General features: G+C 65.4%; 20 protein-coding genes. 9 read left to right on the plus strand and 11 right to left on the minus strand.

What is annotated here, in order from left to right:
• Positions 1 to 13 precede the first annotated feature (13 nt).
• Positions 14 to 625, plus strand: a complete 612-nt coding sequence (locus ACWDSI_RS08475; RefSeq protein WP_006372942.1) for a phosphatase PAP2 family protein — start codon at positions 14 to 16, stop codon at positions 623 to 625.
• Positions 625 to 1,833, plus strand: coding sequence for an MFS transporter (locus tag ACWDSI_RS08480; protein ID WP_006372943.1), 1,209 nt, complete (start codon positions 625 to 627; stop codon positions 1,831 to 1,833). The genes ACWDSI_RS08475 and ACWDSI_RS08480 overlap by 1 nt, the downstream gene beginning before the upstream one ends.
• Positions 1,834 to 2,138: 305 nt before the next feature.
• Here the strand turns inward: ACWDSI_RS08480 and ACWDSI_RS08485 are convergent, their stop codons facing one another.
• Positions 2,139 to 3,299: a sensor histidine kinase gene (locus tag ACWDSI_RS08485; RefSeq protein ID WP_006372944.1), complete on the minus strand. Its 1,161-nt coding sequence runs from the start codon at positions 3,297 to 3,299 to the stop codon at positions 2,139 to 2,141.
• On the minus strand, positions 3,296 to 3,985 hold the full coding sequence (locus tag ACWDSI_RS08490; RefSeq protein WP_006372945.1) for a response regulator transcription factor: 690 nt from the start codon (positions 3,983 to 3,985) through the stop codon (positions 3,296 to 3,298). Before ACWDSI_RS08490 ends, ACWDSI_RS08485 begins: the two co-directional genes overlap by 4 nt.
• 202 nt (positions 3,986 to 4,187) lie before the next feature.
• Here ACWDSI_RS08490 and ACWDSI_RS08495 point away from each other — a divergent pair, with 202 nt between their 5' ends.
• The 3 genes from ACWDSI_RS08495 (at position 4,188) to ACWDSI_RS08505 (ending at position 8,689) form a co-directional block, all read left to right on the plus strand.
• Positions 4,188 to 4,430, plus strand: coding sequence for an SHOCT domain-containing protein (locus ACWDSI_RS08495; protein ID WP_006372946.1), 243 nt, complete (start codon positions 4,188 to 4,190; stop codon positions 4,428 to 4,430).
• Between the two features lie 52 nt (positions 4,431 to 4,482).
• Positions 4,483 to 6,900: a heavy metal translocating P-type ATPase gene (locus ACWDSI_RS08500; protein ID WP_006372947.1), complete on the plus strand. Its 2,418-nt coding sequence runs from the start codon at positions 4,483 to 4,485 to the stop codon at positions 6,898 to 6,900.
• Between the two features lie 340 nt (positions 6,901 to 7,240).
• On the plus strand, positions 7,241 to 8,689 hold the full coding sequence (locus ACWDSI_RS08505; protein ID WP_247609003.1) for a multicopper oxidase family protein: 1,449 nt from the start codon (positions 7,241 to 7,243) through the stop codon (positions 8,687 to 8,689).
• A gap of 37 nt (positions 8,690 to 8,726) precedes the next feature.
• Here ACWDSI_RS08505 and ACWDSI_RS08510 read toward each other — a convergent pair whose 3' ends face one another.
• Both ACWDSI_RS08510 and ACWDSI_RS08515 read right to left on the minus strand, forming a co-directional pair.
• Positions 8,727 to 9,452 (minus strand): sulfocyanin-like copper-binding protein, encoded by a 726-nt coding sequence (locus tag ACWDSI_RS08510; protein ID WP_006372949.1) that lies wholly within the window; start codon positions 9,450 to 9,452, stop codon positions 8,727 to 8,729.
• Between the two features lie 5 nt (positions 9,453 to 9,457).
• Positions 9,458 to 9,742 (minus strand): SHOCT domain-containing protein, encoded by a 285-nt coding sequence (locus ACWDSI_RS08515; RefSeq protein ID WP_006372950.1) that lies wholly within the window; start codon positions 9,740 to 9,742, stop codon positions 9,458 to 9,460.
• A 290-nt stretch (positions 9,743 to 10,032) separates the two neighbouring features.
• On the opposite strand from ACWDSI_RS08515, the gene ACWDSI_RS08520 reads away from it, so the two are divergent.
• Positions 10,033 to 10,443 carry an FAD-dependent oxidoreductase gene (locus ACWDSI_RS08520; RefSeq protein WP_449756281.1) on the plus strand — a complete coding sequence of 137 codons (411 nt, stop codon included), beginning with the start codon at positions 10,033 to 10,035 and terminating at the stop codon, positions 10,441 to 10,443.
• Positions 10,444 to 10,685: 242 nt separating this feature from the next.
• Here the strand turns inward: ACWDSI_RS08520 and ACWDSI_RS08525 are convergent, their stop codons facing one another.
• The 7 genes from ACWDSI_RS08525 to ACWDSI_RS08555 all read right to left on the minus strand — a co-directional run bounded on the left by ACWDSI_RS08525 (position 10,686) and on the right by ACWDSI_RS08555 (position 14,896).
• On the minus strand, positions 10,686 to 10,883 hold the full coding sequence (locus ACWDSI_RS08525) for a DUF6308 family protein (RefSeq protein WP_449756282.1): 198 nt from the start codon (positions 10,881 to 10,883) through the stop codon (positions 10,686 to 10,688).
• Positions 10,880 to 11,272 carry a PIN domain-containing protein gene (locus ACWDSI_RS08530; RefSeq protein WP_449746247.1) on the minus strand — a complete coding sequence of 131 codons (393 nt, stop codon included), beginning with the start codon at positions 11,270 to 11,272 and terminating at the stop codon, positions 10,880 to 10,882. Before ACWDSI_RS08530 ends, ACWDSI_RS08525 begins: the two co-directional genes overlap by 4 nt.
• Positions 11,257 to 11,511, minus strand: coding sequence for a type II toxin-antitoxin system Phd/YefM family antitoxin (locus ACWDSI_RS08535; RefSeq protein ID WP_449746248.1), 255 nt, complete (start codon positions 11,509 to 11,511; stop codon positions 11,257 to 11,259). The genes ACWDSI_RS08530 and ACWDSI_RS08535 overlap by 16 nt, the downstream gene beginning before the upstream one ends.
• Positions 11,512 to 11,675: 164 nt before the next feature.
• On the minus strand, positions 11,676 to 12,467 hold the full coding sequence (locus ACWDSI_RS08540) for a formate/nitrite transporter family protein (protein ID WP_449746249.1): 792 nt from the start codon (positions 12,465 to 12,467) through the stop codon (positions 11,676 to 11,678).
• 76 nt (positions 12,468 to 12,543) lie between these two features.
• Complete coding sequence (locus ACWDSI_RS08545) at positions 12,544 to 12,894, minus strand: type II toxin-antitoxin system PemK/MazF family toxin (RefSeq protein WP_449756283.1); 351 nt, start codon at positions 12,892 to 12,894, stop codon at positions 12,544 to 12,546.
• On the minus strand, positions 12,876 to 13,109 hold the full coding sequence (locus ACWDSI_RS08550; RefSeq protein WP_449746251.1) for a hypothetical protein: 234 nt from the start codon (positions 13,107 to 13,109) through the stop codon (positions 12,876 to 12,878). Before ACWDSI_RS08550 ends, ACWDSI_RS08545 begins: the two co-directional genes overlap by 19 nt.
• A 71-nt stretch (positions 13,110 to 13,180) precedes the next feature.
• Positions 13,181 to 14,896 (minus strand): acyl-CoA dehydrogenase family protein, encoded by a 1,716-nt coding sequence (locus tag ACWDSI_RS08555; protein ID WP_449756284.1) that lies wholly within the window; start codon positions 14,894 to 14,896, stop codon positions 13,181 to 13,183.
• Between the two features lie 239 nt (positions 14,897 to 15,135).
• Here ACWDSI_RS08555 and ACWDSI_RS08560 point away from each other — a divergent pair, with 239 nt between their 5' ends.
• The 3 genes from ACWDSI_RS08560 to ACWDSI_RS08570 all read left to right on the plus strand — a co-directional run bounded on the left by ACWDSI_RS08560 (position 15,136) and on the right by ACWDSI_RS08570 (position 18,679).
• Positions 15,136 to 15,414: a hypothetical protein gene (locus tag ACWDSI_RS08560; RefSeq protein ID WP_449756285.1), complete on the plus strand. Its 279-nt coding sequence runs from the start codon at positions 15,136 to 15,138 to the stop codon at positions 15,412 to 15,414.
• 250 nt (positions 15,415 to 15,664) lie between these two features.
• Positions 15,665 to 16,231 (plus strand): NADPH-dependent FMN reductase, encoded by a 567-nt coding sequence (locus tag ACWDSI_RS08565; RefSeq protein ID WP_449756286.1) that lies wholly within the window; start codon positions 15,665 to 15,667, stop codon positions 16,229 to 16,231.
• A gap of 228 nt (positions 16,232 to 16,459) precedes the next feature.
• Complete coding sequence (locus ACWDSI_RS08570) at positions 16,460 to 18,679, plus strand: 6-phosphofructokinase (protein ID WP_449756287.1); 2,220 nt, start codon at positions 16,460 to 16,462, stop codon at positions 18,677 to 18,679.
• The last annotated feature ends 1 nt before the right edge of the window (position 18,680 follow it).

Here is an 18,680-nt window from a genome sequence, read left to right on the forward strand (position 1 = left end):
CGAGGGAGCCTCCATGAACTTGGATACACGAGTTTTCGACGACATCAACGACTTTGCCCGCGCTACCCCGTGGCTGCATCCGATCGTGTCCGGCTACGCCACATACGGTCTAGTGCTGTTCGCAATACTACTGCTGGCAGGATGGTGGACCGCGCGGCGCGACGGCGATCGTGTGCGGATGGTGGCGGCGGTGTGGGCGCCGCTGGGCGTGTTGATCGCGGTGGCGATCAACCAGCCGATCGCCGCCGCGGTCGACGAGACCCGTCCCTGTAACGCGTTGCACGACATCGTGGTTCTGCATTGCAATACCGATGCCGGGTTCCCCAGCGACCACGCGGTCATGGCCGGCGCGGTGACGGCGGGGCTGTGGCTGGTGCACCGGCGACTCGCGGTGATCGCCGCCGTGGCTGCGGTCGTGATGGCGTTCGCGCGGGTGTACATCGGCGCGCACTACCCCCAAGACGTGTTGGCGGGTCTCGTGCTCGGGGCCGCGGTCAGTCTGCTCGGGTTCTACCTCGCCCGGCCGCTTCTTTCGCGGCTGCTGGCCCTGCTCTGCGGTACTCCATTGAGCATTCTGTTCACCAGCACCGCCGCTGAGCCTGGCACCGCACGGCGAGAGTCGTGATGAGCGCTGTCCCCGATGCCCGCACCGGTGGCGGTCGGGCGCGGCTACTACCGCTGTATGCGGCGGGGTTCGTGACCGCGTTCGGCGCCCACAGCATCGCGGCCAGCCTCGCCGGATACACCGGGGAACAGCACGCGAGCCTGCTCACCCTGGGTGTGCTGTTGGCCGTTTACGACGGGGCGGAGGTGCTACTCAAACCCGTCTTCGGGACGCTGTCCGACCGCGTCGGCGCACGGCCGGTGCTGCTGGGCGGACTGGTGGCGTTCACGCTCGCGTCCACGGCATTCGTGGTGGTCGGCAATCCGGGCCTGGTCGGTGTCGCGCGGTTCGGCCAAGGTGCCGCCGCTGCCGCGTTCTCCCCGGCCGCCGGGGCGATGCTCGCCCGGCTGACCCCGGCGGGCGGACACGGGCGCGTGTTCGGCAGCTATGGCGCGTGGAAAGGGTTGGGATACACCCTCGGCCCGCTGCTGGGCGGTGTCCTCGTCGCCCTCGGCGGCTACCGACTGCTGTTCACCGCGCTCGCCGTGCTCGCCGCCTCGGTCGCACTGTGGGCGGCGTTGGTCGTGCCTGCTGTCGAGGTGCTGCCGAAGACCCGTCAGACCGTGGTGGATCTGGCACGCCGCCTGACCAGTGGTTGGTTCCTTCGCCCGACTGCGGCGTTGGCCGGAGCCACTGCCGCGCTCGCGGTTGGAGTCGGGTTCCTGCCTGCGATCGGTTCCCGCCACGGCCTGGGCCCGCTGGCCACTGGAGCTGTCGTGTCGCTGCTCGCCGCCACCGCAGCGGTCGTTCAACCACGCGTTGGCCGCGCCCGCGACGCCGGACGGCTGAAGGATCGATCCGGGATGGCAGCCGGGCTGCTGCTGGCCGCGATCGGGATCGAGGTCGCAGCAGCCGTGCCGGCAACAGTCGGCACGGTGTGCGCGGCCGTCATGATGGGGGCCGGTACGGGACTCATCACCCCCCTCGGATTCGCCCACTTGGCCGCGACGAGCCCACCCGAACGGCTCGGGCAGACCATGGGAGCCGCCGAACTCGGCCGCGAACTCGGCGACGCGGGCGGCCCGCTTCTCGTCGGCATCACCGCCACCGCCGCCACGCTCAACACCGGGCTGCTCACCCTCGGCGCGGTGCTCGCCGGCCTCGCGGCCGCGATAGCCCTGACCGCGCAGACAACCACCGTCGCGAACCCCGGCACCGGCGCTGCCTGACACCGCGAAAACCGCACCATCTGCCGCTGTGGGCTGCGGAGGCCTGCGCCACCACATCAGCATCGATGCAACGCCGACAGTTCATCTGGTCAACAGCGAGGCATAATACATTGCGGTTCAAGCGATTACCGCGCGGTGTGCAGGGTCGAACACCGTGCTTGGTCGGTTTGAGCTTCCAGGTGCGCTACCTGATCGACGGTCCCTTCCCCACTGGCGTCGTTCTCGTCGACACCGGGTGACCCTCTACGGATTCGGCTGAGCAAAGCCGTTGTGTGGAAAGAGTTCCCGGTGCGTCTGCATGACCGTCACTCGGGTCGATCGCTGGCATCGTGTGTGGTGGTGGGCAGCTTCATGGTAAACCGCGCGCCTGTGCCGGGACCGTCGCTGTGTGCGGTGAGGGTGCCGCCGTGGGCTTCGACGAGGGTGCGGGCGATGGTCAGTCCGATTCCGCTGCCGCCTTCCTGACGGCCGCGGGCGGTGTCTGCGCGGTAGAAGCGGTCGAACAGGTGCGCGAGATGCTCTGGGGGAACGCCTTCGCCGGTATCGGTGACGGTGATCGCGGTCCATCCATCTGGAGTATTGGTGGAGGCGACGGTGACGGTGCCCCCGGCGGGAGTGTGGCGCAGAGCGTTGTCGAGCAGGTTTCCGAGGACCTGTCCGATCCGGTCCGGGTCGACGGTGACGGGGGCTGTATCGGCGTCGTCACAGATCAGTGCGACGTGCGCGGCAGCGTAGCGATCGGAGTGGCTGCGGACTGCGGCGTCGACGAGGGCGCGGGTGTCGGTGTGCACGGGGTTGTTTGCAAGTCTGCCTTCTTGTGCTCGTGAGACGGCGGTGATGTCCTCGGCGAGCCGAGCGAGTCGGGCCGTGCTCGACCGCAGGATTGCGAAGGTCTGAGTGTCGGGCAGGCGCAGACCGTCCTCGAGGGCTTCGAGGTGGGCATCGAGAGTTGCCAGGGGTGTTCGCATCTCGTGGGCCAGGTCGGAGAGCATACGTCGGCGGGTGGTCTCCACCGAGTCCAGTCGGTCAGCGAGTTGGTTGAACGTTTCGGCGAGCTGGTCGAACTCTCGGCCGAGGCCGACACCGGTCAGTCTCGCCGTGTATTGGCCGCTGGCGATCTCGGACGCCGACGCGGCGACCTCGGTGATCGACCGTTGGACACGGCGCGTGAAGTACCAGCTCACCGCCAGTGCGATCAACACCGAAACCATCAGCGCGATGGCCAGAGAGAGGATCATCGCTGAGGTGAACGCCCGCTCGACGTGGGCTGTCTCGGTCTGGGCGTGCGCGATGCCGGCCTGCTGCAGGTGCTTGTGGAACAATCTCGGTGCCACCGCGGCCGCGACCAGCCAGGCGCTCACCGCACCCCCCACGACAACGATTGCCTGCGACACCAGCAGGCGGGTACCGAACCCGGACCCACGGCGCACGCGTGTGGGTGCGGGTGCGGGAGGCGTCGTGGTCACTGCCCCGTCCCCATCCGATATCCGACACCGCGCACGGTGCGCACGAAGATTCCGCGAGTGGCGTCGTCGCCGAGTTTGCGCCGCAAATGCCCGATGTGCACGTCGACCAGGTGTTCGTCGCCGATCCAGCTCGGCCCCCACACCGCGGCTATCAACTGGGCCCTGCTGAACACCACATTCGGATGCTCGGACAACGTGGCAAGGACGTCGAATTCGGTGCGGGTCAACGCAATCAAGGTTTCGTCGATCCGCACCTCGCGGCCCGCCGGGTCGATCGTCAGGGGCCCGAACACGCGGCGCTTCGGCGCTACGGCCGACGCAGCGAGGTCACTCGAGGTTCGAGGCCGACGCAGCATGGCCTGGATGCGGGCGACGAGTTCTCGCGGACTGAACGGTTTGGTCATGTAATCGTCGGCGCCGACCGACAACCCGACCAGGGTGTCGACCTCCTCGGCGCGGGCGGTGAGCATGATGACATAGGCATCGGAGAAGGTGCGTAGCCGTCGACACACCTCGATCCCATCCAGCCGAGGCAGACCCAGATCCAGCACGACCACGTCGGGATCGACCTGCCGTGCGCGCTCGACGGCGTCGAGGCCGTCGTGCACGATCGTGACGTCGAACCCGCTGCGCTCGAGATAACTGCCCATCAACGCCGCGAGAGGCACCTCGTCTTCGACCACCATCGCCCGCAACCCCGTTGGCGCGGTCGCCGCGATGGGGGGCGGGGCTGGACGAGGCTGATCGGAGTCGGACGCCATGTCCCCATCGTGGCGAGAGTCGCGGCTGACGGCATGTTCTTCAGCGAACCTTCATCAAAACCCTGTCCTCGGCGTCGGGTCCGGCGACCAGACTCGGACACGATCGTCGAGGAGAGGAGCCGGCGCGATGGTGGGATCGGGCTTGATGGCGGGGGGTGGCTGGCTGGTGATGGTACTGGCCGTCGCCGCTTTCTGGGTGCTGGTGGTGGTCGGAATCAGGGCGTTGTTTCGACCGGGGCGCCGCCGCGACGATGTTCCCGCGGACAGCGCCGATGACCCGCTGTGGATTCTCGACGACCGCTTCGCCCGGGGAGAGATCGACGCCGACGAGTACTGGGCACGCTATCGGGTTCTTCGCCCGCCGCATTGACCGCGATCCCGAAGGCAGCGCCATTCGGCGCCGAGGAAGAAGGGAAACGGAGATGGCCAACACCACCGTGGTCGAGGTCGGTGGACTGCACTGGGCGACATCGACGGCCACCATCGAATCGGTGCTGGGCCGCCGTCCGGGGGTGGTCTCGGTGACGGCGAACGCGATGAATCAGACCGCCACGGTGACCTACGACCCCGACCGCACCTCGGTATCACAACTGTCGGAGTGGGTGCGTGAGTGCGGCTACCATTGCGCCGGCCGCTCGGTTCCTGAGCATGTGTGCGACCCGATGGGCGAACCGAGTCCGGGCACTGCTCTGTCGACGGCACACGGCGAAGGCCAGCGGACCGGACACCCCGAGCACTCCCTCGACGCCGGACCCGAGGTGCACGGCGAGCGCGCCCCGCAGGAGATGATGGGCCACGGTGGGCATGCCGGCATGTCGATGGATGCGATGGTCCGTGACATGCGCAACCGTTTCCTGGTCGCGCTGGTGCTGTCGATCCCGATCATGCTGTGGTCGCCGATGGGGCGGGACATGCTGGGGTTCACGGTGTCCGCACCGTTCGGGCTCCGTGATGACGTGTTCACCCTGGTGCTCAGTCTTCCAGTGATCTTCTACTCGTCGTGGATCTTTTTCGACGGCGCCTATCGGGCGCTGAAGGCCCGAACCCTGGACATGATGGTGCTCGTGGCCGTGGCGATCGGCACCGGTTGGCTCTACAGCGTCGGGGTGACCCTGACCGGCGGTGGCGACGTGTTCTACGAAGCCGCGTCGATGCTGGCGACGTTCGTGCTTCTCGGACACTGGTTCGAGATGCGTGCCCGCGGTGGGGCCAACGACGCCATCCGCACACTGCTCGAGCTCGCACCGCCCAAGGCGGTGGTGCTGCGCGACGGCGAACTCGTGGAGGTACCCACCGCCGAGGTCGTGGTCGGGGATCTGCTGATGATCCGGCCGGGCGCCAAGGTTCCGGTTGACGGGATCGTCGAGGACGGCAACTCCGAGGTCGACGAATCGATGGTCACCGGGGAGAGCCTGCCGGTGGCCAAGGCCGAGGGGTCGGAGGTGATCGGAGCATCGATCAACACCACCGGCACGCTGCGGGTGCGCGCAACCCGGGTGGGTTCCGACACCGCGTTGGCCCAGATCGTCGCGCTCGTACAGGAAGCCCAGAACTCCAAGGCTCCCGGCCAGCGTCTTGCCGACAGGGCGGCGTTCTGGCTGGTGCTCGTCGCGCTGATCGGCGGATTGGGCACCTTCGTCGTGTGGTGGGCGGTCGACGGCGACGTTCAGGTGGCGCTGCTGTTCGCGATCACCGTCGTCGTCATCACCTGCCCGGACGCGCTCGGCCTGGCCACCCCGACCGCGATCATGGTCGGCACCGGGTTGGGCGCGAAACGGGGGGTTCTGTTCAAGAACGCCGGCGCACTCGAGACCTCCGCCCACGTCGACACGGTGGTGATGGACAAGACCGGCACCCTGACCAAGGGTGAACCGGAAGTGACCGACGTGGTTGTCGACGGGATCGGAGAGGACGAGTTGCTGACCCTCGTAGCGGCGGTCGAACGTGAATCCGAACATCCCCTCGCCGCCGCGATCGTTCGCTACGCGGCCCTCCGCGACGTTGCCACGGTTCGGCTGGAGCACTTCCGCACCATCCCGGGGCAGGGTGCGATCGCGGAGGTAAGCGGGCGCCACATCGCCGTCGGCAATCGGACGCTGATGACCACCGAGGGAGTCGATGTCGGCGCGTTGATGACTCGGCGCGCCGAGTTGGCCTCGAGTGGGCGCACCGCGGTCCTGGTCGCCGTCGACGGCCGCGGCGTCGGGGTCATCGCCCTCGCCGACGCGGCGCGCGAGACCTCCGCCGAGGCGGTGCGCACGCTCCACGAACTCGGTGTGGAGGTGGTCATGCTCTCCGGAGACAACGAGGCGACCGCCCGACGTATCGCCGGGCAGTTGGGCATCGACACGGTCATCGCCGAGGTGCTGCCCGGTGACAAGGCGGACAAGATCGCCGGTCTGCAGCGTCTCGGGAAGAAGGTCGCGATGGTCGGTGACGGCGTCAACGACGCCCCGGCGCTCGCGCAAGCGGATCTGGGCATCGCCATCGGCGCCGGCACCGACGTCGCGATCGAAACCGCCGACCTGGTGCTGATGCGTTCGGATCCTCTCGACGTCCCGCTCGCGTTGCGCATCGGCCGGGGCACACTGCGCAAGATGCGGCAGAATCTCGGGTGGGCCGTCGGCTACAACACCATCGCGTTGCCGATCGCCGCCGGCGTGTTCGAACCTGTCGTCGGGCTGGTGCTGCGCCCCGAAATCGCCGCGTTGTCGATGTCCGGATCGAGTCTGATCGTCGCGGTGAACGCCCTGATGCTCAAGCGACTGCATCTGCCGTCCCCGCCTGAAGCGCAACCGGTGACTCGTCGGGCCCCGGAGCCGATTCCCACCCGATCCTGAGATCGTGCGCTCCCCCACCTGGCTCTCCCGACGAGATTCCGTCTTCTCGCCGCCGGACGACTTCTTCATCGGATCTTCATGGGACAACCCGGTCAACGCATATGAGCGCTGAGCACCATGTGGAGTGAACAGACGTGGCGCAGCGGAGGGTCGCCGCCGCAGTGGTGGTGAGCGACGGGAAATGTCGGTGACGTCATCGTCGCTGCCACTGAGAGTTTCACTCAGATCTGATATGTACCCTAGGGGGGTACCGTATCTACATGACGATAGTCTCGGCGGAAAGGACGTGAAGGTGAACAAGACTTCCCGCAGGGATGTTCTGGTGGGTGGGCTCGGACTGATGGGGGCGGGAGTTCTCGCGTCGTGTGGCATCAGGTCGGGGGGCTCCGCGACGTCATCGGCCGTATCCGGGTCGTTTGGGGCGCCGCGCCCGATGAACGCGGCAGCCGGGCAGCGGGTGGTCGACGCGTCCTTGACCGCGACCGAGACGACCGTTGATCTCGGCTCGGGGGTGACCGCGCGGACCTGGGCCTACGGCGGTGTCGTGCCGGGTAAGGTCGTTCGCGCGAATGCGGGTGACTTCATCCGCGCGAAGGTGACCAACCGGTTGCCGGCCGACACCACGATCCATTGGCATGGGGTGCAGTTGCGCAATCCTGCCGACGGGGTTCCGGGTGTTACCCAGGACCCGATCGCCTCCGGTGACACGTTCGTCTATGAGTTCACCGCGCCCAATGCCGGCACCCATTTCTTCCACCCGCACGTCGGCGTGCAGATCGACCGAGGCCTGTATGCGCCTCTGATCATCGACGACCCGGGCGAACGCGGCGACTACGACGACGAGTGGATCGTCGTGCTCGATGACTGGACCGACGGCGTCGGGCAAAACCCCGACGACATCCTCGCCGGCTACCAAGCGCAGAACGGAACGCTCTCCGGCATGGGCGGGATGGGTGGTGGCTCCATGCCCGGGATGGGTGGTTCGTCGAGTTCGCCGCTTGGCGACGCGGGCGACGTCGACTACCCGTACTACCTGATCAACGGTCGCGTCCCCACCGCACCGACGTCGTTCTCGTCGAAACCGGGTCGCCGCATCCGGATTCGGTTGATCAACGCCGGCGCGGACACGATCTTCAAGGTCGCCTTGGGCGGTCATCAGATGACGGTGACCCACTCCGACGGCTACCCCGTGGTGCCGCGCACGACCCGCTCGCTCTACATCGCGATGGGCGAACGGTACGACGTCATCGTCACCGCCGGCGACGGCGTGTTCCCGCTCGTCGCCGACGCCGAGGGAAAAAGCGGCCAGGCCCTCGCTCTGCTACGCACCGCCGCCGGCACAGCGCCATCGGCCATGGTGCACCCCACCGAACTCGACTCGGCGGCACTGCTGGGGGCGAGTGATCTCACCGCGGCCGACTCGGCCCAGCTGCCCGCAAAGAATCCCGACGGCACACTCATCGTTCAGCTGGACGGACAGATGACGCCGTATGCCTGGGGTATCAACGGTAAGAAGTATGGCGCGGACACCCCGATGACCGTTCACGCCGACCAGCGGGTGCGGATGCGCATGACCAACATGACAGCGATGGTGCATCCGATGCACATCCACGGGCACAGCTGGGCGCTGCCGGCCAGTGGCGGGCTACGTAAGGACACCGTGCTGATCCGGCCGATGGAGACGATCGTGGCCGACTTCCAGGCCGACAACCCCGGCGACTGGGCCTTCCACTGCCACAACATCTATCACGCCGAGGTGGGGATGATGACCACCGTCAGATACACGTGAGCACCGACACGGTCATCACCCGCCGAGCGGACGCGGGTCACCCAGCAGGAGGAGTCGTCGACGGTGACGCGTTGGTGACGTCGAGTTCGGCGTACATTCCCGCGCCGTAGTGGCCGGCGATGTTGCAGACCAACTCATAACGTCCGGCGGGCAGGTTGATCGTGGTCCAGCCGGTCTCGCCGGCTGTGATGCCGTCCCCTTGCCCAGCGCCACACGACCGGGAGGCCTCCCCCAGACTGCCGGCCTCATCGACCTTGCCGTCCGACCCGATGGTGCGCTGACCGGGCTGCTGCCCGTCGGCGAGCGGGAGCACCACCAGCTCGTGGGTCAGCCAGCCGGAGTTGAGCACTCGGAACAACACCTCACCCGCAGGAACGGAAGTCGGATTGACCGCGACATGCATCATCCCCGGACGGCCCATGATGCCCATGTTCGGCCACTGGAACTGACCCTGCACCGGCCCGTACCCGCCGTTCCCGCCCCGGCCCATCATGCCGCCCATGTCGGCGAGGGTGACGTCGACCACAGTGCCGGGCAAGCCCGGCACGCTACACGACGACGATGACGTGCCCGGGTACCCGCCCATCATGCCCTGGCCCAAGCCGGCGCCATACGCTCCGCTCGGATATGGACCGGTGAAGGCCGGCGACGTGGTGGTGTTGTCCGGTCGGACAGCGTAGATGACTGCCGTGGTTCCGATTCCGAGCACCAGCGATGCGATCACGATGCCGAAGATGGTCCACAGCCGACGACGTGAGCCCATCGCGGTCAGCGGTGTTCTCGCAGCGCTGTCATGCGCTTGCGGTATTCGTCTTCATCGATCTCGCCGCGCGCGAACCGTTCGCCGAGCACGTCTTCGGCCCTCGACGGTCCAGGGCCGGGCTGGCCGGGTCCGGGCACTCCGCCGGAGTGGTGGCGCGGCCCCGAGAAATAGCGGATCGCCAGCACGACGGCCGTGATCACGGCCGCCCAGAAGAGCACCATCATGCTCGCCATCAGGATCCAGCCGCCCCAGCCCCAGCTATTGCCCCACATGTAGCCGTTGTCGTACATCGTCACCGCAACCCTTCTCGCGCTTGCCTGCACAACCTGATGCTCATGATTCCAGCTTGCTCTCGGCGGGGCAGCACTGTCGAGGGACGTTGGTCCGCACGTCACACCCAGAGTGACCGATACGCAACGCCTGTCCGATCTGCCAAGGGGGCTCTCACTCGCATGCCGCGACTTTGGTGGGTGCCACTTCCGTAAGATCTACCACATGCTGCTCGTGGGAACTCGAGACAAAGTGATACGAGTGCTTACCAGTCTGGTGGCTGCGGCGATGCCACGATTCCGTCGGCTGTGTGAACGGTCACCGAGATTGGCGAGTTTTCACCAATTTGGCGAATCTGACGTCCGTTTTGGCGAGGTTTGACAACGCTTCCGGCTCCGAACAAGCCCACCCTCGGTTATCCCGTGTTGTAGAACGCCAGAGTCTGCTGTTCGATCAGCTCGACCCCCACCTCGGCGCCGCAGTGCAGCACCCTGCCGAGTGGCATGACAAGGCATGGCATTCGGACAAGTTCGTCGGCGGTGGATACGCGGCCCTCCCCGTGCCCGGGACCCGCGAAGGCTTCTACCCCGTGGCGCACTCTCCGGTCGGTGACATCCATTGGGCTGGAACCGAAACCGCTGCCGAGCACGGCGGCTACATCGAAGGCGCCATCGAGTCCGCACATCGTGTGGCGGCCGAGGTCGGTGGCGACGATAGGTGAGGGACAGCCGGCGGTGTCCCCCGATTACGCCGAAGTAGCACTCTCGATCTCTGATCCGACAGGGCGTGCAGATACCTCTTCGGATGCACGGGTGGAGGGGTACAGCATGCGGCCGGTAGCGGCCGATGACCGTCGGCCTACAGTGCCGACGAGTCGCCCTGCTGCTTGCCTTGCATCCATGCGAGAACATCGAGGACTCGCGGCTCACTGATGTGCTCAGGTAGTCCCGCGGCACTGCGCGCTCACACGAGACGCGTGCGGAGTCTGGGATCTGTGCGCAGGGCTGCTTTGGGCCCGGCATCGACCGAGAGCAGCGTGATCGCAACGAAGTCGTCGGTGGTGAGTTGGTTGGCATCGGCGTCACGAGTCCCGAGTGAGTCCGGGGAGTCGAATGATGTCCCTGTGTAGGTCTTGCCTGTCAGTTGGCGACCATCTGTCACACCTCGATCACGTCGACTAGGTCATCGAGGCCAACAAGGTCCGATGCATTGCGGGTGTAGAGGCGGGCGGAGTGGGCGTGCGCGGTCGCGGCGATCAGCAGATCCATCGACCGTGCACGCGGTTGTCGACCCGCCGCAACAACTGCTGCGGCGACGATCCCGTAACTTGCGGACACTGCCTCGTCAACGGGCAATGCGTCAAACATCTTCTCGATCAACAACAATCGTCGCAGTCGCTCGGCGCGGACAGCGCCGGTCTTGGCCACCAGCACGCCAAAGTGCATCTCCGCGAAGGTGATCGAGCTAAGCGCCAGTGATCCCGCGATCGGTTCGACATTGTTCGCAACGATCACACTCGTGTCGAGGATGCCTCTCAACGACGTTCCCACGGATCTGCGATCGTGTGATCAAGCATGTCGCGATCATCAGCCCAGGCGGGGTCTGCGGAGCCGACGAATAGCTGCTGCACGTCGGCCCACTCCCGCCAGATGCGTGGGGCCGCGGGAACAAGCCGGGCACTCGGGCGACCAGACACGGTGATAACGATCTCGGCGCCCGCCTCAACCCGACGCACCAATTCGGATGCATCTTGACGCAGTTCGCGCAGCCCTACGGTGTCGCTGCCCATGACGCCATGGTAGCACCTGTGCTACCGAAGTAGCGCGCGGCGGCACGGTGGAGTGCGTCGATACTCCTTCGTCGGGGGTGAGGGCGTTGCCATTCGCCACCTCTCTTGCTCGTTCACACGGGCTGTGAACAGTCACGCCGCACCTACGGTTCGTGACCCGCTTGCTACCCAGATTGCGGCGAGCGTCGGTGCTCCTGCACAAGTTCTTTGGTGCGGAGCAATCGCAAGGCGGTGACCAGCACAATGCCACCGATCAAGTTGAACACCACGGCGTACCAGAACCACGACAGCCAGTCTGTGTAAGTCACATCGGCATGGACTTGGATTGCACCGAAGACGAGCAGCGAGTCCAGGACCGAATGAAACAGCTGTAGTCCGGCAAGCAAGAATGCGGCGCCCACCGCTGCCGCGATTTTGGCCGGGTCGGACGTGGTCCCCTGTTGCATCCGAGTCAGCAAGGTCATGGTGCTTCCGCCAAGCACCGCCAGACAGATGCTCTGTAGCGATAGCGGCGCGTCGACAAAATGATGCGCAGAATCCGACAGCGTCTTATTCCATTCGGGAAACGACCGGGTGATCAACCACATGATCGCCCAGCCGCCCACAAGATTCGCGAGTAGCGTCCCGCTCCAGAGCTTGATCAACTGCGGTACGGAACCGTGTCGAGCCGCCACGGCAGCGATGGGCATGAGGAAATCCTCGGTGAACAGTTCGCTGTGTGCGAGGTAGATCGCGATGAGTCCGATGCTGAACGCGAGACCGGCAAGGAGATGGTTGCCGGTCTCGTGCAGCACGGCAAGCATCGCCATCACGCCTAGACCGATTTCGAGCCCGCCGAACAGTCCGGTGATCAGTACCGTGCGAACCGTGCGGTGCAGGCGTTGGGCTCCTTCGGTCACTACCTCGTCGAAACTCTCCTCGAGTTCCTCCTCGACGGGGCCGTCGTTCTTGCCCACTTCGCGACGGACATCCTCCGGGTCTCGTTCGTTCGCGTTAATCCGATCCCCTTCATTTCGTGGCTGACTCGGCGTGTCAGAGGTCGAGCACAATTCGCAGCGCCTGATCAATCGCTTGCATGCGTTCTGGGCCGAGGATAGTTAGTTGAGACGACAATCGTTCAACGGATACGACTCGCAATTGATCGCAGCGTGCGTATGAGGTGTGGTCGAGTCCGCTGCTGTCTGGGTCGAGTTCGACGTGGCTTCGCAGACCGTAGCCTACGGTGGTGATCGGAACGACCACTACCAGGCCGCCGGGTCCGTTGTTGAGGATATCTACTGACACCACGACCGCCGGGCGGCCGAAGGCCGGCTCGTGGCCGGCCGGCTTGCCGAGATCGACGAGGTAGACCTCCCCTCGCCAGATCACGCCAAGCGGTCCCATTCTTGGCGTTCGTCTAGGTACTGTTCCCACAGTTCGGGATTGCTGCGCAGTCGCTGGTAGTCGCCGTTGAGTCCGCGAAGGAACTCCTGTCGTTCGAGGGCGTCGATTGCCGCGTGCACGACGTCGACAACGGCGGTCTGGCGGGCCTTGGCCAGTGATTGGAGGCGCTCGGAATCTGGTCGACGTACGCGGACGGTCGTGGTTTCGGCAGCCATCTCGCCAGTGTAGACGAATTGTAGACACGGAGATGGATCGCCGGTCGTGGCGGATCGCTCGGCATACGTCCTCAGCCCGGCATCACATATGCGCCGTCGAGCCCTTTGACCTGCTGCCAGACGCGGTCGAACGAGTCGGCATCGGCGACTGGCCGTCGAACGGCGCCGAGTGCCCATGACTGCTGCTCCGGCGTGGCCGTCGGCTTGCCGTACAGCGACACGGCGTAGCCGGAGAAGTCGCGGATCTGGAAATCGAAGATCCGGTTGAGGAGATCGGAGTCGAGTCCGGTGATCGCGGCCTGTTCGAGGATCAACTGCCCGTAGACGACCAGCGAGAACAGATGTCCGACGGTCAGGACGAAGTCCAAGTCCTTCTGCTGCTCCGCGCTCGGTGCCGCAGTCTGCAACAGCGTTTGCAGGGCTTTCGCCTGCTCGTAGAACACCCCGACGTTCGGCACATCGGTGCGAGCTTCATACGGCGTCGTCCAGTCGGCAAAGCGGACTTTACCTGCGCCGCCGACGGGCCCCTGTGCGAAGAAGAACGTGTCATCGGTGGCGTCGAGTCGAGTCCCGATCTCCGGGTAGTCGACCGGCCCGAACAGGTAGTTCGGCATGAACTTCAGGATCTGGCCGACGTTGACGTGCACCGTCCCCTCCAGCCGCGGTAACCAGCCGATGAATCGGTTGGCCTGATGGAAGTAGGTGTTCTTCTCGTATCCCTTGGCCGCGACGACGTCGAGCAGCAGCGTCATCACCGTCTCACCTTCGGAGGTCACCTTCGATTTCGTGACCGGGTTGAACAGCAGGTAGCGCCGGTCGTCGAGGCTCGCCGACCGGAAGTAGTCGACGGCGCGGTCGCTGAACAGCTTCATCGCCGACAACCGCGCATACGCGTCGACAAAATTGCCCTGCACGTGCGAAAAGTCGGTGATCGGTTTGCCGTACAGAATTCTGTTGTTGGCGTGGGTGATCGCCTCGAACAGCGAATGCGTGCACATGCCGATCGACCCGTGGCACAGGTTGAACTTGCCGACGTTAACGGTGTTGAGCGCGGCGGAAAAGGCCTCGGGGCCGGTGTGCAGGATGTCGTCGGCACCGACCGGATAGTTGTCGAGGGCGAAGGTCGACACGAACATCTGCCCGTGCACCACGTTGTCGATGAGGCGGTAGTTCTCGTGCCGAGAGTCGACGGCGAAGAACACGTAACCGTCCGGCCCCTCGATGTCGGCGCGGCGGCCGAACACCGACACCATGCCCGCCACGTTGCCGTTACCGATGTAGTACTTGGTGCCCGACGCGGTGAAACCGCCTGCGCCATCGCCCGTGAGCACCATGTCGGTGCTGTACACATCCGCGCCATGCGACCGTTCGGACAATCCGAAGGCCATCACTTCTCCGTCGAGAAGCCGCTGTGCCGCTTTGGTCTTCGCGACTTTGTTGTCCGACATCCAGATCGGCCCGAGGCCGAGGATGGTCACCTGCTCGGCGTACCAGTAGGACAGGCCGTAGAAGCCGAGGATCTCGCTGAGCGCGGCATTGCGAGACCCGTCCCAGCGACGGTTGTCGTCACCGTCGGCATAGGTGGCCGGCGTGAGAAATGTCGCGAACAGTTTCTCCTTCTTCTCGAACTCGAGGAAGTCGGTGACCCACTCGGCGTTCAGGTCGGCCTGCAGCAGGCGCTGCTTCCCGTAGGACTCGAAGAAGTCGATCGTCGCGCGCAGCAACCTGCGTGTCTCGGCGTCGAACCGTGAGTAGTCGTCGGTGGCGGGGTTCAGTAGCAGGCCCATGTGGCAAAGCGTAGTGGCGTCGAGAACTGCACCGGAGGCGGACCGCCCACGGGCCATGACAGCACTCAAGCGATTCGCGACACAATCATCCGTCATGTGGCAGCCGGTAGGGCGCCGCACCGCCGGCGTCGAGCGCTATCGTCGAGCGGCTCCTGCTGTCAGTGCGCATCACAGGAGCCACCTCTACCGGGCGATATCGGCGTCCCGCGACGCCATTTCCTTCCCGCGTCGGTAATTCCATGCGCGAGAAGGAAATGGCGCAGCGGGAGGGTCGAGCCGGGGTCTCGGCTGTGGTGGCCGACCGTCGGGTGGCCGTCGCGGTCTCCGATCCCGGCACACCGGCGCTGTTCACTCAGATCCGTGGCCGGGTGGTCGAGATGACCAGCGACGGTGGAGTCGACTCGATCAACGCGTTGGCCCACAAGTACACCGGCAAACCGTACGCGTGGTACGGCGGTCGGGAGCAGACCCGACTGATCCTGACGATCGAAGCGGACCGCATCGCTACCGTGCCGTGAAAGCGTGACCCGCTCTGTCGGGATAGCGTGTGAACTTGCATGCCCAAACCACATCTCTAACGGGCGATGTCGGCGTCCCGCGTCGCCATTTCCTTCCCGCGTCGGTAATTCCATGCGCGAGAAGGAAATGGCGCAGCGGGAGGGTCGAGCCGGGGTCTCGGCTGTGCATCGCTGCCGTGCCGTGAGAGCGTGACGCGCTCTGTCGGGATAGCGTGTGAACTTGCATGCCCAAACCACCCTGGGAGCCGCTGTGACCGTCAAGCTCATGATCATCCTCGGCAGCGTCCGCGAAGGACGTATCGGATTGCCCATCTCGGAATGGGTGAACAACGCGGCCGAAGCCGACGACAGATTCGACGTCGACTTTGTCGACCTCGCCGAACTGGCCCTGCCGTTCATGGACGAACCCAACCATCCGCGCCTCAAGAGTTATGTGCACGACCACACCAAGGCATGGAGTGCGCGTGTGGACTCGGCCGACGGCTTTCTCTTCGTGTTCCCCGAGTACAACTACAGCTACTCCCCCGCGATCAAGAACGCCCTGGACTACTTGCACAACGAGTGGATTCGCAAACCGGTCGGATTCGTGAACTGGGGCGGGATTTCCGGCGGCACACGCGCCCAGGTGGCGCTGCGGGTGGTGGTGACCGCGCTCGGGCTGGTGCTCACACGCGGCAACGTCGAGATCAACTTTCCGCAGAAGCAGCTGACCGACGACGGCGTCTTCGAACCCAGCGACCAACAGAGCGCTGTGCTGGCCGCGCAGCTGGATGAAATCGCCGCTCTAGCAGAAGCGTTGCGTCCCTTCCGTAGTTGACGTGTGTTGTCGGCAAGAGTTTGCCGAGTGTTCAGCCACACCACGTGGGGCGCGTCCGATGCCGCGGTCGATGACCACGGGTATCTGCGTACCGGTTGCGCAGGTGCCCGGGGATCGTAATCCTCGTAGCCAGGGAACCTGGCAGACGGGTTCTGCCGAACGAGAAGCGCGAGGTACCGATGACAACCACGTACCCATCCAGTGGCGGGACCTCATCGGATCACCGTCATGGTTGAGCAGCACGCAGCGCCCACCAGTATCGGCGTACTGACCAGCGGTGGCGACGCATCGGGAATGAATCCCGCAGTCCGTGCGGTAATCCGCACCGCGCTGCATCATGGCCTCGACGCGTACGCGATCCACGAGGGCTACCAGGGTCTCGTCGAGGGCGGCGATCTCATCAAACGGATGTCCATCTCCGACACCGACGGCACCCTCCATAAAGGTGGCACCGACATCGGTACCGCTCGCTCAAAGGAGTTCCGCACCCGGGAGGGCCGCCGCGCGGCCGCCCGGCACATGCTCGAGCGTGGCATCGACGCCCTGGTGGTGATCGGCGGAGATGGCAGTCTCACCGGCGCGAACATGTTCCGGGCCGAATGGCCCGAACTGCTCGCCGAGTTGGTCGATGCCGGCGAGGTCGCCCCCGACGTCGCGCAGGCTCACCCGTTCCTCCGCTTGGCGGGCATCGTCGGCTCGATCGACAACGACATGTCGGGCACCGACATGACCATCGGCGCCGACACCGCGTTGCATCGGATCGTCGAGGCGATGGACGCGCTGCGCAGCACCGCGTCGAGCCACCAGCGTTCATTCGTGGTGGAAGTGATGGGACGCAACTGTGGCTACCTCGCGCTGATGTCGTCACTGGCCACCGCAGCCAACTGGGTGCTGATTCCCGAGCAGCCCCCCGAGGACGGTTGGCAAGACCGGATGTGCCACGACATACGAACCGGTCGTCTCATCGGCCGGCGCCAATCGGTGGTGGTGGTCGCCGAGGGCGCCCACGACTGTCACGGCAACCCGATCACCGCCGAGCAGATCAAGAAACTCCTCGAAGACGAACTCGGTGAGGACACCAGGATCACCACCTTGGGCCACGTCCAGCGCGGCGGCCCGCCGAGTGCGTTCGATCGCTACCTGGCGACGCTGATGGGCAACGCCGCGGTGGAACGCCTGCTCACCGACGATCCCGAAGCGCCGGCCCAGTTGGTGGGTCTGCGTGGGAACCGCGTGGTCACCTCGCCCCTGATGGAATGCGTCGAGCAGACCCGTGCCGTCGCCGACCGCATCAAGAATCATGATTACGAGGGTGCGATGCTGTTGCGTGGCGGCAGTTTTCGCCATTCCCACCGCATTCTCCAGACGGTCCAGCAGGCCGCCGCGCGCCCGACACCGCACGGTCGGCGCCGATTCCGACTCGCGATCGTGCACGCCGGTGGCCCGGCACCGGGCATGAACACCGCGGTGCGCGCAGCCGTTCGCCTGGGTCTGGACCGTGGCTACACCGTGGTGGCGGTGAAGAACGGTTTCCGTGGACTTCGCCGAGGCCAGATCCAGGAGATGGACTGGATGGACGTCAGCGGCTGGGTGTCGGACGGTGGTGCCGAAATCGGCACCGATCGGTACGTCCCGTCCGGCGAGGCGATCGCGCAGATCGCCGAACAGCTCGCTGCCCACCGCATCGACGGTCTGCTGATGGCCGGCGGATGGGCAGGGTACGAGGCCGCCTACGAACTGCACAGGCATCGAGAACGATTCTCGGCACTCGACATTCCGATCGTGTGCCTACCGATGACCATCAACAACGACGTGCCCGGGACCGAACTGAGCATTGGCAGCGACACGGCGCTCAACAGCATCGTCTCCGACGTCGACAAGATCCGACAATCCGCGGTGGCCACCCGGCGGGTGGTGGTGGTGGAGGTGATGGGGCGCAACTGCGGATACCTCGCGTTGCTCTCGGGAATCTCCTCGGGTGCCGAACGGATCTACATGCCCGAGGACGGCATCACCATCGACGACCTGACCACCGACATTCACAACATGGCCGACCGCTTCCGGTCCGGCAGAAGACTGGGCCTGATCATCCTCAGCGAAGGCGCCGACCCCGTGTACAACACCTGGTTCATCACGTCGTTGTTCGAGAAGGAGGGCGGAGAACTGTTCGACGCCCGACAAGCGGTTCTCGGCCATCTGCAGGAGGGCGGAGATCCCTCACCGTTCGACCGCATCCACGCCACCAGCATGACCGCACGCTGCGTCGAGTTCCTCTCCGAGCAACTGGAATCCGGTGGCCGTGCCAGCGCGATGATCGGGTTCCAAACCGGCCGACTGCAATTCACCGACCTGACGTCGTATCCGACTCTGATCGAGGCCGGCGCCAGAAGGCCCGTCGAGCAACGGTGGATGGAAGGCAAGAGGATCGCCGAAATCATGCGTCATTGAT

Source organism: Gordonia sp. NPDC003429, assembly GCF_053588575.1.

Bases quoted from the DNA above. Each gene is read 5' to 3' on its own strand.
- ACWDSI_RS08505 (WP_247609003.1), top strand. From the start codon at position 7,241: ATGGGGGCGGGAGTTCTCGCGTCGTGTGGCATCAGGTCGGGGGGCTCC.
- ACWDSI_RS08555 (WP_449756284.1), bottom strand. From the start codon at position 14,896: ATGGGCCTGCTACTGAACCCCGCCACCGACGACTACTCACGGTTCGAC.
- ACWDSI_RS08500 (WP_006372947.1), top strand. From the start codon at position 4,483: ATGGCCAACACCACCGTGGTCGAGGTCGGTGGACTGCACTGGGCGACA.
- ACWDSI_RS08510 (WP_006372949.1), bottom strand. From the start codon at position 9,452: ATGGGCTCACGTCGTCGGCTGTGGACCATCTTCGGCATCGTGATCGCA.
- ACWDSI_RS08495 (WP_006372946.1), top strand. From the start codon at position 4,188: ATGGTGGGATCGGGCTTGATGGCGGGGGGTGGCTGGCTGGTGATGGTA.
- ACWDSI_RS08475 (WP_006372942.1), top strand. From the start codon at position 14: ATGAACTTGGATACACGAGTTTTCGACGACATCAACGACTTTGCCCGC.
- ACWDSI_RS08545 (WP_449756283.1), bottom strand. From the start codon at position 12,894: ATGGGACCGCTTGGCGTGATCTGGCGAGGGGAGGTCTACCTCGTCGAT.
- ACWDSI_RS08480 (WP_006372943.1), top strand. From the start codon at position 625: ATGAGCGCTGTCCCCGATGCCCGCACCGGTGGCGGTCGGGCGCGGCTA.
- ACWDSI_RS08570 (WP_449756287.1), top strand. From the start codon at position 16,460: ATGGTTGAGCAGCACGCAGCGCCCACCAGTATCGGCGTACTGACCAGC.
- ACWDSI_RS08550 (WP_449746251.1), bottom strand. From the start codon at position 13,109: ATGGCTGCCGAAACCACGACCGTCCGCGTACGTCGACCAGATTCCGAG.
- ACWDSI_RS08515 (WP_006372950.1), bottom strand. From the start codon at position 9,742: ATGTACGACAACGGCTACATGTGGGGCAATAGCTGGGGCTGGGGCGGC.
- ACWDSI_RS08535 (WP_449746248.1), bottom strand. From the start codon at position 11,511: ATGGGCAGCGACACCGTAGGGCTGCGCGAACTGCGTCAAGATGCATCC.
- ACWDSI_RS08490 (WP_006372945.1), bottom strand. From the start codon at position 3,985: ATGGTGGTCGAAGACGAGGTGCCTCTCGCGGCGTTGATGGGCAGTTAT.
- ACWDSI_RS08560 (WP_449756285.1), top strand. From the start codon at position 15,136: ATGCGCGAGAAGGAAATGGCGCAGCGGGAGGGTCGAGCCGGGGTCTCG.